General features: G+C 72.7%; 15 protein-coding genes. 8 read left to right on the top strand and 7 right to left on the bottom strand.

Features of this window, described 5'->3' with window-relative positions; genetic code table 11:
- Positions 1-34 precede the first annotated feature (34 nt).
- Together ACIRA5_RS25060 and ACIRA5_RS25055 are read right to left on the bottom strand one after the other, a co-directional pair.
- Positions 35-931 (bottom strand): M56 family metallopeptidase, encoded by an 897-nt coding sequence (locus tag ACIRA5_RS25060; RefSeq protein WP_403693902.1) that lies wholly within the window; start codon positions 929-931, stop codon positions 35-37.
- Positions 928-1311, bottom strand: coding sequence for a BlaI/MecI/CopY family transcriptional regulator (locus ACIRA5_RS25055; protein ID WP_403693900.1), 384 nt, complete (start codon positions 1309-1311; stop codon positions 928-930). The genes ACIRA5_RS25060 and ACIRA5_RS25055 overlap by 4 nt, the downstream gene beginning before the upstream one ends.
- A 199-nt stretch (positions 1312-1510) precedes the next feature.
- Between ACIRA5_RS25055 and ACIRA5_RS25050 the strand changes: the two genes are divergently transcribed.
- From ACIRA5_RS25050 to ACIRA5_RS25040, 3 genes are all read left to right on the top strand, one after another.
- The gene (locus tag ACIRA5_RS25050) at positions 1511-3016 is read left to right on the top strand and encodes a hypothetical protein (protein WP_403693898.1); all 1506 of its coding nucleotides are present in this window, start codon (positions 1511-1513) and stop codon (positions 3014-3016) included.
- Entirely contained in the window at positions 3013-3960 is a 948-nt protein-coding gene (locus tag ACIRA5_RS25045) for a YbhN family protein (RefSeq protein ID WP_403693897.1), read from the top strand. Before ACIRA5_RS25050 ends, ACIRA5_RS25045 begins: the two co-directional genes overlap by 4 nt.
- A gap of 555 nt (positions 3961-4515) precedes the next feature.
- Positions 4516-5343, top strand: coding sequence for a hypothetical protein (locus tag ACIRA5_RS25040; RefSeq protein ID WP_403693895.1), 828 nt, complete (start codon positions 4516-4518; stop codon positions 5341-5343).
- Between the two features lie 37 nt (positions 5344-5380).
- Here ACIRA5_RS25040 and ACIRA5_RS25035 read toward each other — a convergent pair whose 3' ends face one another.
- The 4 genes from ACIRA5_RS25035 to ACIRA5_RS25020 form a co-directional block, all read right to left on the bottom strand.
- Entirely contained in the window at positions 5381-6745 is a 1365-nt protein-coding gene (locus ACIRA5_RS25035) for a sensor histidine kinase (RefSeq protein ID WP_403693893.1), read from the bottom strand.
- Between the two features lie 55 nt (positions 6746-6800).
- On the bottom strand, positions 6801-7463 hold the full coding sequence (locus tag ACIRA5_RS25030; RefSeq protein ID WP_403693892.1) for a response regulator transcription factor: 663 nt from the start codon (positions 7461-7463) through the stop codon (positions 6801-6803).
- Positions 7464-7542: 79 nt separating this feature from the next.
- A complete protein-coding gene (locus tag ACIRA5_RS25025) occupies positions 7543-8151 on the bottom strand; it encodes a phosphatase PAP2 family protein (protein ID WP_403693890.1) in 609 nt (202 codons plus the stop codon).
- Entirely contained in the window at positions 8148-8849 is a 702-nt protein-coding gene (locus ACIRA5_RS25020) for a DedA family protein (RefSeq protein ID WP_403693888.1), read from the bottom strand. Before ACIRA5_RS25020 ends, ACIRA5_RS25025 begins: the two co-directional genes overlap by 4 nt.
- A gap of 116 nt (positions 8850-8965) precedes the next feature.
- On the opposite strand from ACIRA5_RS25020, the gene ACIRA5_RS25015 reads away from it, so the two are divergent.
- On the top strand, positions 8966-9352 hold the full coding sequence (locus ACIRA5_RS25015) for a BlaI/MecI/CopY family transcriptional regulator (RefSeq protein ID WP_403693887.1): 387 nt from the start codon (positions 8966-8968) through the stop codon (positions 9350-9352).
- A complete protein-coding gene (locus ACIRA5_RS25010; RefSeq protein WP_403693885.1) occupies positions 9352-10293 on the top strand; it encodes a M48 family metalloprotease in 942 nt (313 codons plus the stop codon). Before ACIRA5_RS25015 ends, ACIRA5_RS25010 begins: the two co-directional genes overlap by 1 nt.
- Before the next feature lie 16 nt (positions 10294-10309).
- Here ACIRA5_RS25010 and ACIRA5_RS25005 read toward each other — a convergent pair whose 3' ends face one another.
- Entirely contained in the window at positions 10310-10687 is a 378-nt protein-coding gene (locus ACIRA5_RS25005; RefSeq protein WP_403693884.1) for an ArsR/SmtB family transcription factor, read from the bottom strand.
- Positions 10688-10721: 34 nt separating this feature from the next.
- Here ACIRA5_RS25005 and ACIRA5_RS25000 point away from each other — a divergent pair, with 34 nt between their 5' ends.
- From ACIRA5_RS25000 to ACIRA5_RS24990, 3 genes are read left to right on the top strand one after another with little or no spacing between them, the layout of a single operon-like run.
- A complete protein-coding gene (locus ACIRA5_RS25000) occupies positions 10722-12740 on the top strand; it encodes a heavy metal translocating P-type ATPase (protein ID WP_403693882.1) in 2019 nt (672 codons plus the stop codon).
- A gap of 55 nt (positions 12741-12795) precedes the next feature.
- Positions 12796-14277 carry an AlkA N-terminal domain-containing protein gene (locus ACIRA5_RS24995; protein ID WP_403693881.1) on the top strand — a complete coding sequence of 494 codons (1482 nt, stop codon included), beginning with the start codon at positions 12796-12798 and terminating at the stop codon, positions 14275-14277.
- A gap of 50 nt (positions 14278-14327) precedes the next feature.
- Positions 14328-14810 carry a methylated-DNA--[protein]-cysteine S-methyltransferase gene (locus tag ACIRA5_RS24990; protein WP_403693879.1) on the top strand — a complete coding sequence of 161 codons (483 nt, stop codon included), beginning with the start codon at positions 14328-14330 and terminating at the stop codon, positions 14808-14810.
- Positions 14811-14901 lie beyond the last annotated feature (91 nt).

Raw genomic sequence — 14901 nt, 5'->3', positions numbered from 1 at the left:
CGGGCCCGATCCGAAAGGCAGGCCCCGGCAGGGCCTACAGCGGCAGGCTCTCGCCGAGCAGGCGCAGCAGATCGCCGGTGGCGTCCAGGGCGCCGAACGCGGGCAGGGCGCCCAGGGCGAGGACGGCCACGCCGATGGACCACAGGTTCGGCGGCGGGGCCGTCTGCAGGGCGGCGATGCGGCGGGTGACCGCGTGTTCGGAGAAGCTCAGGGCGCAGCCCGGCCGGGCGCGTTGGGCGACAAGGGCGGCCCGGGCGAGGGCGCGGGCGGTGGTACGGCGGTCCCCGACGCGCCGCGCGGCCTCCTCGTCGGCCCAGCGCTCCACCAGGAAGGCGACGGTCGTACGCACGGGTGCGAGCACCGGGTTGGCGGCGGCGGCCAGGGTCACCGCGGTCGACAGCACCGAGTGGCGGTGGGCGAGATGGGCGCGCTCGTGGGCCAGCAGCACACGCCGCTCCGCCGGTTCCAGCGCGCCGAGCATGGCGGCCGTGACCAGGATCCGGCCCGGCGTGCCGGGGATCGCGAAGGCCCGGGGCGTCGAGGAGGCCGCGACGATGAGTTCGCTGTCGGGCGGATGTCCCTCGCACAGCCGCTCGTAGACGCGGCGGGTCGCGTAGTGGGCGCGCAGGGCGCGAACGAGCCGGAAGCCGATCAGCCACAGGAGCATGATCGCGGCGACGGCGATCGCCACCGGGACCGGTTCGGGCAGCCGCCGGCCGTCCTCGCCGGCCTCCGTGGCCACGCGCGGCGCCTCGTTGACCAGGGTGGCGGCGAGCAGGAGCAGCGCCCAGGTGGAGGCGGTGGCGGCCAGTACGGCGGCGATGGTGAGGACCCGGGCGGCCAGCGCGGGGGAGACCTTGAGCCCGACTTGCGGTGCGATGGCCGTCAGCAGCAGCGGCAGGACGAGGGGGATGTAGACGTCGATCCTCACATCCCGCTCCCCCCGAGGAGATCGCGCAGGGCCTCTTCCTCCTGGGGGCTCAGGCCGGTGACGAACTGTTGGAGGGCCGCGATCGGGTCGGGTCCCCGGTCGAGCGCCTCGTGCATGGCCTCGGCGGTCAGTTCGGCGGCGTTCTTGGCGGGCCGGTACGCGCCGCGTCGACCGTCGACGTCACGCAGGACCAGACCCTTGTCGTACAGGCGTTTGAGGATGGTGTGAACGGTGTTGTAGGCGAGGTTGCCGCCGATCTCGCCCTGGATGTCGGCGGGGGTGAGGGCCTCGCCGGTGGCCCAGAGGGCGGCGAGGACCTCGCTCTCCAGCTCACCGGCGTTGCGTCGTTCCGCTCTGCCGTGGGGGCCTGTGCGAGCCATGTCCGTCACCTTACAGCGCGTAGGGGTGCGGGGGGTGGTGAGGGTGTGCGAGTGCGCCCAGGGGCGGTACGAGGGTGTGTTCCCGGACTGCGTCCCCGCTCGATCCACGGTAATTTGACCGTGTTTTGCGCAACTTCCTCCTTCACCCTACGTCTTGTAGGGTGAAGGACCCTACAGACTGTAGGGCGAAGGGTGGACGATGGCCAAGACCGTGAACCTTCCGCTCCTCGGCGCCCATCGCCACAGTCCGCCCTCGACGGGGCGCATCTGCGGACGGCCGCACGGTCAGCAGTGGCTCGCCCTGGTCGCGGGCGCCTTCACCCTGGCCCAACTGCTCCTCGTACGGCCGGGCATGGGGCTCGGCTGGGACGAGACCGTCTACGTCAGCCAGGTCGGCTCACATGCCCCCGCCGCCTTCTTCAGCGCCCCCCGCGCCCGCGGCGTGCCGCTGCTGGTGGCACCGATCGCGTCCTGGTCCTCGTCCACCGCCCTGCTGCGCGTCTATCTCGCGGTGCTCTCCGGACTCGGCCTGTTCGTGGCGCTGCGCGTATGGCGCGGACTGTTCCCCATGCGGGTACTGGCGGCGGCGGGTGCCCTGTTCGCCACGCTCTGGGTGACCCTCTTCTACGGCCCGCAGGCCATGCCCAACTACTGGGTCGCGATCGGCGCCCTGGCCTGCGCCGGCTGCTTCCTGCGCGCCCAGGCCGACCGCTTCGACCGGGCGGCGCTGTGGGGCGTTGGCCTGAGCGCCGCGCTGATGGCGTGGATGCGGCCCACCGACGCGGTCTACGTGACCGTGCCGCTGCTCTTCCTCGTCGTGTGCGTACGCCGCTGGCGGCGCCCGCGAGTGCTGGTGGCGCTCGTCGCGGGCTTGGTCGCCGGCGGGGGCGAGTGGGTCGTCGAGGCGTATGTCAGCTACGGCGGCCTGACCCAGCGGCTCTCCGACGGCTCCAAGGTCCAGGGCGGCCTGGGGTGGAACATCGCCGTCGGCGACCAGCTGCGCAGCCTCGGCGGGCGCGTCCTGTGCCGCCCCTGCACCGGGGCGATGCCCGCCCCACCGGTGCTGCTGTGGTGGTTCGCGCTGCCCGTCGTGGCCGTCCTCGGAGCAGTGATCGCCGTCAGAGCCCAGCGCGGGGTGAGCAGCCTGCTGCTCCTGGCCTGCGCCGCGACGGCGGGCTTCCCGTACCTCTTCATGATCGGATACGCGGCGCCGCGCTTCCTGCTGCCCGTGTACATCCTGCTGGCCATCCCGGTCGCCGACGGCCTGATCCACCTGCTGACCGCGCCCCGCGGCGCCTGGCGACCGGTGGCCGTCACCCTGGTGACGCTCGGCCTGGCCGGGCATCTCGCCGTGCAGTTCGCGGTGCTGGAGCGCACCGTGCACGGCACCACCGTCTCCCATCAGGACTGGGCCGACGCCGCGACGGAGCTGCACCGGCTGGGGGTGAAGCCGCCCTGCATGCTGACCGGCTACGAGGACGTCCCCGTCGCCTTCTACGCCGGCTGCTCCTCCGTCGACACCGGCGGAAACAACGCCAACACCACCGTCGGCGCCATAGTGCGGGCCGGACAGCGGATCCCGGTGGGCGTGCTCACCACACCGGGCGAGAAGCCACCCGCGTACGCCCGCACGTGGGAAGCGCACCGCGTCGGTCATCTGATGGCATACGTCGCCCCCGTCGTCCAGGGAGGCGGGGCGACATGACCGTCCTTCCACCCGGCGTCCGGACGTCGACCGTGACGGCCGTGAGCAGGCGGGTCTCCCTGCACGCCGCGGTGACCCTCGCCGTCATGGTGGGCGCGGTCTGTCTCGGCCGGCGCCACTGGCCGGTGATCGCGACCGGCGCCGGTCGGCTGGCCGTGGCCGACCGCGGCTGGCTGCTCGTGGCGGCCGTCGCCACCGTGGCGACCTGGGTGTGTTCGGCGCTCGCCCAACAAGGGGCGGTGACCCGGCCGTTGCCCGCCGGGCAGCTGGTGGCCGTCCAGTTCGCGGCCTCCGCCGCCAACCATGTGCTGCCCGCGGGCCTCGGCGCGGGCGCGGTCAACCTCCGCTTCCTGACCCGGTGCGGTCTGCCGGTCGTCAGGTCGGCGACCGCGCTCGGTGTGAAGGCCACCGCCGGGGCCGTCTCGCGCGGCCTCCTGATCGCCGTGCTCGCGCTGGCCTGCCCCGGCCTTCTCCGTCTGCCGCACATCTCGGCGACGGTGGTCGCGATCGCGCTCGCCGTGGTGGTCATCGCCGCCGTACTGCTGCGCGGGCCGTTGCGGCGCGCGCTGCGGGCCGTGCTGGCCGACGTCCGTGCCGTGCACGAGGTCCCGGCGCGCGCGGCCGCGCTGTGGGGCGGCTCGCTGGCCTTCGCCGTGCTGCACGCCACCGTGGTCGTCGCCGTGGCCCAGGCCCTCGAACTGCCGCTCCCCCCGGCCCAGGTGGCGCTGGCCTACCTCGCCGCGAGCAGCGCCGCCGTCCTCCTGCCCACGCCCGGTGGGATCGGTTCGCTGGACGCGGCGCTCGCCGTGGCCCTCACGCTGGCCGGAGTCCCGGGCAGCGCGGCGGCGTCGGTGGTCCTCGGCTACCGGCTGCTGACGGTGTGGCTGCCCCTGATCCCCGGGCTGCTGGCACTGGCCGTACTGGCCCGCCGCAAGGTCCTCTGAGCCCGCCGCAAGGTCCCTGGGGGACTCCGGCCCCGCCCCCCTGTCGGGCGACCTGACCGCACAGGCCGCGCCCAGCACCATCGCCGAGATCGACCAGGTCGCCCGCACGCACAACGACATGCTGCACAGCTTCTCCGAACTCCTGCGCCACGAGGAGGACTTCACCACCAACGCCTTCCACCAGCTGCGCACCCCCTGACCGGGCTGCAACTCACCCTGGAGGCGGGGCTCGCGCAGGACGACGCCCGGCTGCGCCCCGCACTGGAGGAGGCGCTGGACGCCATCCGGCGGCTGCACGACACGGTGGAGGAGGTGCTGCGGCTCGCGGGTTCGCCCGGCCCGCCGGGCGCGGTCGTGCCGGACCGGTCGGTGGTCCACCTTCTGGCGGAGACCGACGCCCGGTGGCACGGGCTCTTCGCCCAGGACGGCAGGCGCCTGGACTGCGGAGTCCAGGACGCCCCGGCCGACGTCCTGGTGCCAGGCGGGCCCGTCGCCGTCGCTCCCGCCACCCGGTGGTCAGGATGTGTTCAGGGTCCCGCTGACAGGGTCGGCCCCATGACTGAGACTTCTGAGACGCCCGGGGCTTATGTCCGCAGTGGGGCGGCCCCCGGCCACCGCCTCCGCTGGAACAAGGTTCCCGAGGTCACCGCGTACTTCTGGATCATCAAGGTGTTGTGCACCACGGTCGGCGAGACCGCGGCGGACTTCCTGAACTCGAACCTGGGCATGGGCCTGACCGGCGTGTCGCTGCTGATGAGCGCGCTGCTGATAGGGGTCCTCGTCGTCCAGTTCCGCACGAAGGCCTACCGGCCCGGCGTGTACTGGTTCGCCGTGGCCCTGATCAGCATCGTCGGCACGCTGATCAGCGACAACCTCACCGACAATCTGGGCGTGTCGCTGACGACCTGCACCACCGTGTTCGCCGTCGCCCTCGCCGTCGTCTTCGCCATCTGGTACCGCCGCGAGGGAACGCTGTCCATCCACAGCATCGACACGGTGTCCCGCGAGGCCTACTACTGGTTGGCCGTCCTGTTCACCTTCGCGCTGGGCACCGCGGCCGGTGACCTCGTCGCGGAGAAGATGGCCCTCGGATACTGGGTGTCCGCGATCCTGTTCGGCCTTGCCATCGCCGCGGTGGCGGTCGCGCACTTCGCGCTCGGCCTGAACGCCGTGCTGAGCTTCTGGATCGCGTACATCCTGACGCGCCCGCTGGGTGCCTCGATGGGCGACTACCTCTCGCAGCCCACCGGCGACGGCGGCCTGGGCCTGGGCACCACGGTCACCAGCGTGCTGTTCCTCGCGGTCATCCTCGCTCTGGTGGTGTACCTGTCGATGACCCGCAAGGACGTCACCGAGTCCGAGCGGGAGCTCAGCCTCCCGTAGGGGCCGCGAGCAGAGGTCTTCAGGCGGGATGACGTGCTCAACCCGCGGGAAGCGTGACCACGAACGTCGCGCCGCGGGTGCGCCGCCCGTCGTGGTCCACCTCCCCGCCGGCGGAGCGGGCCAGGCGTCGCGCCAGCGGCAGCCCGAGCCCCGCTCCGCCGTGTCCGTCCTCGGGATCGGCGCGCCGGCCGGGCTGGAAGAGCTGCGCCGCGAACGACGCCGGTACGCCGGGACCGTCGTCCCCGACCTCGATGCGTACGCCGCCGGGCCGAGCGCGGGCCAGGATCTCGACCCGGGTACGCGCGTGCCGTAGGGCGTTGTCGAGCAGCGGGCTGACGATGCGCTCCACAAGGGCGTCCGGCACCCCGGCCGACAACCGCGCGTCGCAGGCGGTGACGACGACCTCCACGCCCGCCTTCGTGGGGCCGAGGCGGTTCACCAGTCGGTGCAGCACCGGCAGCACGTCGGCCGTGCCGGGCGCGGTGGCGGCGCTGTCGCGGGCCTCGTCGAGCAGGGTGTCGCAGATCGTGCGCATGGACTGGGCCGCGTCGGCGATCGCCGCGTGCGTGGCCTTGGTGTCGGCGTCGGAGCGGGGGCGGGCTCCCCACCAGTCGAGCTCGGCGATGATCCGGGCGAGCGGGTTGCGCAGCTCGTGCGACAGCTCCCGGGTGAGCTGCTGCTCGTGCCGCAGCAGCGCGCGGATGCGATCGAGGAGGGCGTCGAGCGAACCGCCCAGCTGGGCGAGTTCGGTGGGACGGGGCACGGCGCCGAAGCGCTCCTGGGAGGCTATCGCGCTCCATTGGGTGGCGTGCTCGGTCATCGAACGCACGGGACGCAGGGCGCGGCCCACCGCCAGCCGCGTCAGCGCGTAGGTGCAGGCGAGCATCGCGGCGTCGAGGGCGAGGGACGCGAAGAGCATCGTGTCGGCCGACCCGCGGTACGGGGAGAGGTCCAGTGCGGTGACGACGGTGGCGGCGCCCTTGCCACCGGGCACCGGGCGCGAGCACAGCCGTACCTCGTCGTGACTGTGCACCGTGACGCAGTGCCGGGCGCCGCGTGCCACGAGCCGGCCGGCGGCGCGGGTCAGCGGGCTGGTGGCGGTGGCGGACGAGGGCTTCTCGAGCAGCCGGCCGGCCGAGTAGATCCACACGTTCGTGTCGAGGAGCTCCTCGCCCGGGGTCTCCAGGACCCGCACCCGGGAGCCGTCGGTGACGACGGTCGCGGCGACGGCGGCGGCCCGGGTGCGCAGCTCGTCGTCCGCCTGGTGCTGAAGGTGACGGCGTACGACCGTGTTGAACGCGACCGTGAGGATCACCATCAGGATCGTCGCCGTGGTGAGCGCGACCAGGGAAAGCCGGCCTCGCAGGGTGCGCGGCCACCAGCGGGAGGCGAACGCCCTCATGACCGTGCCTTCGCGCCGGCTGCCAGGGCCCTCATGACACCGCCTGACAGGGTCTTCATGACAGCCGATGGCCGATGCCGCGCGCCGTGGTGATGGTCAGCGCGCTGCCGCCGTCCCGGAGCTTGCGGCGCAGCCGGGTCAGATACTGGTCCAGCGTGTTGTCGCTGACCTGGGCGCCTTCCGGCCAGCCGGCTCTGATCAGCTCCCGCCTGCGGACGATGTCCCCGGACCCCGTCATCAGCGCCGCCAGCAGCCGGAACTCCGTCGGGGTGAGGCCGACCCGGGTGCCCTGGACGGTGAGGCTGTGCCCGACCGGGTCCAGGACCAGGTCCCCGGCGGTGGTGGCCGGAAGCGGTCCGCTGCGCTTGAGCGCCGCCCGCAGCCGGGCGGCCAGCTCCGTCAGGTGGAACGGCTTGGGCAGATAGTCGTCGCCGCCGGCCGAGAAGCCCGCCAGCCGGTCCGTGAGGTGGTGATGGGCGGTCAGGAAGATGACGGGTGAGAGGAAGCCATTGGCTCGGATCGCCTGGCACACGTCCCGCCCGTCCGCGTCGGGCAGCCCGACGTCCAGCACGGCCGCGTCGACGTCGTCCCCGGCCAGCCGCAGCGCGGTCGCCCCGTCCGGGGCGGGCACGGTGTCGAAGCCCTCGTCGCGCAGCCCGCGCAGCAGGACGTCACGCAGGGCGTGATCGTCCTCGACGACCAGGATCGTGTGCCGCATGGTCCTCCTTCAGCCGCTCCGGAAGGCTGCTTGCCTGTTCCCCGTAGCCGTAGCCGTAGCCGTAGCCGTAGCCGTGGGCCTACGCCGAGACCAGCAACGGCCGCAGCAGCCGCGAGTCCGTCAGCCGGCCCGCCAGCGGGTCGGAGAGTCTGCGCAGGAGGGCCGTCAGCAGCATCGCGATCAGCGTGCCGACCAGGACACCGGCGACCACGTCGTGCGGATAGTGCGCGCCGACCCAGACCCGGGAGACGGCCATCAGACAGGCGCCCAGCAGGGCTATGGTGCCGAGGCGACGGGAGACGTAGAGCAGGGCCACGGCGGCCGCGGCGGCGATGACCGTGTGATTGCTGGGGAAGGACCAGTCGCCCGGCGCAGGACACGCCTCCAGTGTTTTCACGTGCAGGCTCTGACAGGGGCGGTCCTCGCGCACGACCATCTTGAACAGGGAGTTCACCCCGAACGCCACGACGACGATCAGCGGCACCGCGAGCGCGACCATCGCCGCCCGGGCGCTGCTGCGACGGGCCTGCCACCAGCCCACGAGCATGAGAACGGCGAACAGCGCCAGCCCGTACGTCGACCAGGCGGACACCAGGCTGTCCAGCCAGTGCGGGGAGTCATGGGCGAGATTCACCACGTAGGTGTAGGTGGAGCCGTCGATCGACGACCCGTTGAACGCGAGGATCATCCCTGGGCGCCCTTCTCCGCGGTCGCGGTCGCGGCCTTGCGGGAGCGGCGGAACTCGGCGGCGAGCGGGATCAGCGACACGATGACGATCACGGCGATGATCGGGAGCAGATAGCGGTCGACGTTCGGAATCGACGAGCCCAGTGCGTAGCCCGCGAGGGTGAGGCCGATGCTCCAGACGAGACCGCCGACGACCTGCCACACGGTGAACGTGCGGGCGGGGACCTGGAGGGCGCCCGCCATCGGGTTCAGCACCGTGCGTACGACCGGGACGAAGCGGGCCAGCACGATCGCCTTCGCGTGGCCGTACCGCTCCAGCAGCTCCTCGGCGCGCTTGGCCCCTTCGTGCAGCCGGGACGAGCCGCTGCGGGCGAGCAGCGCGCCGCCCGCCTTGCGGCCGATGAGATAGCCGCACTGGGAGCCGGCCAGCGCGCCCACGGCGGCGCAGACCAGGAGCGGCCCCAGGGAGAGCTTCAGTCCGCCGTGGCCCGACCCCGTGCACAGCAGGCCCGCCGTGAACAGCAGCGAGTCACCGGGCAGGAAGAAGCCGATCAGCAGCCCGGTCTCCGCGAACATCACGACGCCGACACCCAGCACACCGAAGGCGGCGAGCAGGGACTGGGCGCTGAGGATGTTCACCGCCAGCTCCGACCCCAGCTGTGATCCGAGCTGTGACGCTGCGAACAAAGGTGCGGCCATCGCCGGGAGCCCTCTCATACTGGACGGGCGGGCGCAGTGGTGACGGCACCCGAGTGACTACAATCCTGTAGACGGTCTACTGAACTGTAGACGATACCGGGGTGAGGATCGTTCCCATGACCAGCGCGAAGGACGAACGCCGACCGGCGGGTGAGCTCGAGGCCTCCGTCATGGCCGCCCTCTGGGCCGCCGGCGCACCCCTGACTCCGGGCCGCGTCCAGACGGAGCTCGGCTCGGGGCTGGCCCGTACGACGGTGACGACGATCCTGTCCAGGCTGCATGAGAAGGGGATCGTCGGCCGGGAGCGGCAGGGCCGGGGCTTCGCGTACTTCCCCGTTCAGGACCCGCACGGACTCACCGCCCGGCGCATGCACACCGTGCTCGACCGGGACGAGGACCGGGAGACGGCGCTCGCCCGGTTCGTCGCCCAGCTCAGCCCCGACGACGAGCGCCTCCTGCGTGATCTTCTGGAATCGGGTGAGCCACTGGAATCGGGTGAGTAATGACCACTCTGCTGATCATTCCGCTGCTCGTCCCGCTTCTGCTGCCTTTCGCACTGCCGGGGCTGGCCCGCCGCTGCCTCGACCGCCTCGCGCCGGTCGCCGCCCTGTGGGCACTGACCCTCACGGTCCTCGTGCTGGCCGGCGCCTCCGTGGCCGCGCTCGGCGCGCTGCTCCTCACCGGCCTGCTCAAGCTGCCGGTCCTGGCGGGCCTGGGTGACCTCGTCCACCCCCTGCGTACCCCGTCGAACCTGATCGTCCTGCCCCTGGCGGCGGCGGCCACCGGCCTCCTGACCGTCGGCGCCGCGACCCTCGCACGCTCCGCCCTGCGCCAGCTGCGCGCCTTCCGCACCGCCCGCAGTCAGGCCGACCGCCGACCGGCCGCGGGTGACCTGTGCGTGATCGAATCGCCCCACCCGGACGCGTACGCGCTGCCGGGCCGTCCGCACCGCATCGTCGTGACCACCGGGATGCTCCGCAGCCTCTGTCCCGAAGAGCGCGAGGTGCTCTTCGCCCACGAACGGGCCCACAACGCGGGCAACCACCACCGCTTCCTCGTCGCGGCCGAGATCGCCGCGCACTGCCATCCCGGACTGCGCCCGGTCCGCGACAGCATCGCGCTCGCGGCCGAGCGCGCCGCGGACGAGGCCGCCGCCACGGCGGTGGGGGACCGGCGGCTGACCGCCCGCGCCATCGCCCGCGCCGCCCTCGCCACCACGGCCGCCCGCTCCACCCGCCCCGACTTCGCCGCCGCCGCGACCACCGGACCCGTACCCCAGCGGGTCGCGGCCCTTCTCGCGGCTCCCGGGCGCCGCCCTCGCGCCGCCTCCTGGATCGCCCTCCTCCTCGTCGCCTGCGCGACCGTCTCGGCCTCCGCGGCGGCGACCGGCGTTCTCGCCTTCCATCACGAGGTGGAGATCGCCCAGGGCGAGGAGACCCGCTGACCCTTCGGGGCCGGCGCTACTCGGACGCGTCGCTCAGACCGAGCCGCAGATGCTCCACGTGGTAGACCGCCTGGTCGAGGAGTTCGGCGACATGGTGGTCGTGCAGCGCGTAGACCACCGACCGGCCGCGGCGCTCGCCGACGACCAGGCCCAGATTACGCAGCAGCCGCAGCTGGTGCGAGCAGGCGGACTGCTCCATGCCCACCTCGGCGGCCAGTTCCGTCGCCGGAAGCGGCCCTTCGCGCAGCCGCGCGAGGATCAGCAGCCGTGAGGGGGTGGACAGGGCCTGGAGCGTGGTGGCCACCTTCGCGACATTGGCAGCGTCCAGACGCACGCGCGAGGTGACGTTCTGAGCGGCGGCGTCCTGCGCGGTGGTGACGGCTCCATGACCCATGGGCGTATCTTACCCATCGCACATGAAGGTATGAATGAGTCTTCATGTGTTCCTGTATGGTGCCAGGGTGTCCTCCACTCTCGACCTCCCGCTCGTCCCCGCCCTCGACGCATCCGCCCGTACGGCCCCGCGCCGCCGCACCCGATTCCTCGCGCTGCCGGAGGCCCGCTGGGCGCTCCTCGCGACCGCCGCTTTCCTGCTGGCGCTCCCGTTGCACTTCGCCGACGCGCCCGGCTGGACGTACGGGCCGCTCTACGCGATCGCCTACCTCGCCGGTGGCTGGGAACCGGCGCTGGAAGGGCTGCGGGCGCTGCGCGGGAAGACCCTCGACGTCGATCTGCTGATGATCGTCGCGGCCCTCGGCGCGGCCGCGATCGGTCAGGTCCTGGACGGCGCCCTGCTGATCGTCATCTTCGCCACCTCCGGCGCCCTGGAGGCCCTGGCCACCGCCCGCACCGCCGACTCCGTACGCGGTCTGCTCGACCTCGCGCCCGCGACGGCGACCCGGGTGAGCGCCGACGGTGAGGAGTCCGTCCCGGTGAGCCGACTCTCCGTCGGTGACGAGCTGTTGATCCGGCCGGGGGAGCGGATCGGAGCCGACGGACGGGTCCTCGACGGTACGAGCGAGGCAGACCAGGCGACCATCACCGGCGAGCCGCTGCCGGTCCTGAAGACCCCGGGCGACGAGGTCTTCGCGGGCACCCTCAACGGCACCGGAGCCCTGCGCGTCCGTGTCGAGCGCGACCCCGCCGACTCCGTGATCGCCCGGATCGTCACCCTCGTGGAGGAGGCCTCGCGCACCAAGGCGCCGACGCAGTTGTTCATCGAGAAGATCGAACAGCGCTACGCGGTGGGCGTGGTGGCCGCCACGCTCACCGTCTTCGCCGTGCCGCTCGCCTTCGGCGCGGACCTCACCGGCGCGCTGCTGCGGGCCATGACGTTCATGATCGTCGCCTCGCCGTGCGCGGTCGTCCTCGCGACCATGCCCCCGCTGCTCTCCGCCATCGCCACCGCCGGCCGGCACGGCGTGCTGGTCAAGTCCGCGCTCGCCATGGAACGCCTCGGTGAGATCGACACGGCCGCCCTCGACAAGACCGGCACGCTGACGGAGGGCGCGCCCGAGGTGACGGCCGTACGCCCGGCGGCCGGATCGGGGCTGGACGAGGACGCCCTGCTGGCGCTGGCGGCCGCCGCCGAGCACCCCAGCGAACACCCGCTCGCCCGCGCGATCGTCGCCGCCGCCCGCGCCCGAGACCTGCGCCTCGCCCCCGCCCGCGACTTCGCGGCGAAGCCGGGACACGGCGTCACCGCCACGGTCGACGGCCGGGTCGTCACGGTCGGCCGCCCCGACTCGGGCCTGGACACGGATACGGGCACGGATACGGACGCGGGCACGGGCACGGACGTCGACGTCGAAGGCGGCACGGTCGTCCGTGTGGAACGCGACGGCGCCCCCGTCGGCACGCTCGTCCTGGCCGACCGCCCGCGCGCCGACGCCGCCGAGACGGTCGCGGGGTTCGCCGCGCTGACGGGCACCTCACCCGTGCTCCTCACCGGCGACAACCCGCGCGCCGCCGCCCAGGTGGCCACCGCCACCGGCATCACGGACGTACGCGCTTGCCTGCTGCCCGAGGACAAGGTCACGGCCCTACGGGAGTTCCAACGCGCCGGCCGCAAGGTCCTGTTCGTCGGTGACGGCGTCAACGACGCGCCTGCCCTGGCCGCCGCCCATGTGGGGGTCGCCATGGGCCGGGCGGGTTCCGACCTCGCGCTGGAGACGGCGGACGCCGTCGTCGTCCGCGACGAGCTGGCGGCGATCCCCGCGGTCGTACGGCTGTCCCGCGCGGCCCGCCGCCTGGTGGTCCAGAATCTCCTTGTTGCGGGTACGTTCATCACCGTCCTCGTCGTGTGGGACCTGCTCGGACACCTCCCGCTGCCGCTCGGCGTCGCGGGCCACGAGGGCTCCACGGTGCTGGTCGGGCTGAACGGGCTTCGGCTGCTGCGGGAGTCCGCATGGCGTCGGCCGGACGGAGGCCGACCTCGGGCGCTGTGAGGTTGATGTCGGATTCTCGCCAGCCCCGGCCGCGCGGGTGCCCGATGCTTGAGACATGCGGAATGGGATGCACACCGACACGGAGCGCTGTGTGCGCGCTGTCCAGTCGAAGGACGCGCGCTTCGACGGATGGTTCTTCACAGCGGTCCTGACCACGCGAATCTACTGCCGGCCGAGCTGCCCGGTGGTGCCGCCGAAACCCGAGAACATGACGTTCTACCCGAGCGCGGCGGCCTGCCAGCAGGCCGGGTTCCGGGCCTGCAAGCGCTGCCGTCCGGACACCAGCCCCGGTTCGCCCGAGTGGAACCAGCGAGCCGACCTCGTCGCCCGCGCGATGCGCCTGATCGGCGACGGGGTCGTGGACCGCGAGGGCGTTCCGGGTCTGGCCGGCCGGCTCGGCTACAGCATCCGCCAGGTCGAGCGGCAGCTGCTCGCCGAGCTGGGCGCGGGACCGCTCGCGCTCGCCCGGGCCCAGCGCGCCCAGACCGCCCGGCTGCTCATCGAGACCACCACGCTCCCGATGGCGGAGATCGCCTTCGCGGCCGGGTTCTCCTCCATCCGCACCTTCAACGACACCGTGCGCGAGGTCTTCGCCCTCGCCCCGAGCGAGCTGCGCGACCGGGTGCCCAAGAAACGCGCCCCGGCCACACCGGGCGTCCTGAGCCTGCGGCTCCCCTTCCGCGCCCCGCTCAACCCCGACAACCTCTTCGGTCACCTCGCGGCGACCGCCGTACCCGGTGTCGAGGAGTGGCGCGACGGCGCCTACCGGCGCACCCTGCGCCTGCCCTACGGCCACGGGATCGTCGGGCTCACCCCGCACGTCGACCACATCGCCTGCCGCCTCACCCTCAGCGACCTGCGCGACCTGCCCGTCGCGATCAGCCGCTGCCGCCGCATGCTCGACCTGGACGCCGACCCGGTCGCCGTCGACGACCAGTTGCGGACGGATCCGGTGCTGGCGCCCCTGGTGGCGAAGGCTCCCGGCCGCCGGGTGCCGCGCACGGTCGACGAGGCCGAGTTCGCCGTACGGGCCGTCCTGGGCCAGCAGGTCTCCACCGCCGCCGCCCGCACCCACGCGGCCCGCCTGGTCACCGCGCACGGCGAACCCGTCGAGGACCCCGAAGGCGGCCTCACTCACCTCTTCCCCTCCCCTCAGGCGCTCGCGGCCCTGGACCCGTCGTCACTCGCGATGCCGAACACCCGCCGCACCACCTTCACCACGCTCGTCCGCCAACTCGCAGACGGATCCCTCCACTTGGGAGTGGAGAGCGACTGGGCCGAAGCCCGCGCCCGCCTTCTCGCCCTCCCCGGCTTCGGCCCCTGGACGGTCGACGTCATCGGCATGCGCGCCCTCGGCGACCCCGACGCGTTCCTCCCCACCGACCTCGGGATCCGGCGCGCGGCCCAGGAGCTGGGCCTGCCGTCGACCCCCGCCGCCCTGACGTCGCGCGCGGCGGCGTGGCGCCCGTGGCGGGCGTACGCGGTCCAGTACCTGTGGGCGACGGACAGCCACCCGATCAACTTCCTCCCCGTATAAGCGACTTCAAGCACATGCAGATGGCTTCAAACGACTCGAAGGTACGAACTGTGAAACAGCACACGGTCATCGACAGCCCGTACGGCCCGCTCACCCTCGTCGCCGACGACGGCGTCCTGTGCGGCCTCTACATGGTCGGCCAACGCCACCGCCCGCCGGAGGAGACCTTCGGCGAACGCGACGACACCCCCTTCGGCGAGGTCACCGACCAGCTGAAGGCCTATTTCGAGGGCGAGTTGAAGGAGTTCACCCTCGAACTGCGTATGTCCGGCACCCCCTTCCAGCGCAGCGTCTGGGAGCAGCTGAGCCGGATCCCCTACGGCGAGACCCGCACGTACGGCGAACTGGCCGAAGCCCTGGGCAACGCGGGCGGCTCCCGCGCGGTCGGCCTCGCCAACGGCAAGAACCCCATCGGCATCATCGTGCCCTGCCACCGCGTGGTCGGCGCGAACGGAAGCCTCACCGGATACGGCGGCGGCCTGGACCGCAAGCAGCGCCTGCTGGACTTCGAGAGCGGTACGGCACTGTTCTAGTAGGACTCCGTTAGGTCTTTCTGTCGGCCGTGTTCAGCGGCATGCTGAGTGTGTGGACGCACATGAAGTGAACCGTGCTCGGGCGCAGTTG

It is taken from the genome of Streptomyces sp. NPDC096311 (assembly GCF_044763085.1).
Lineage (GTDB): Bacteria > Actinomycetota > Actinomycetes > Streptomycetales > Streptomycetaceae > Streptomyces.
The sequence above is the reverse complement of the archived record's forward strand: the minus strand, read 5'-3'. Positions and strand labels throughout refer to the sequence as shown.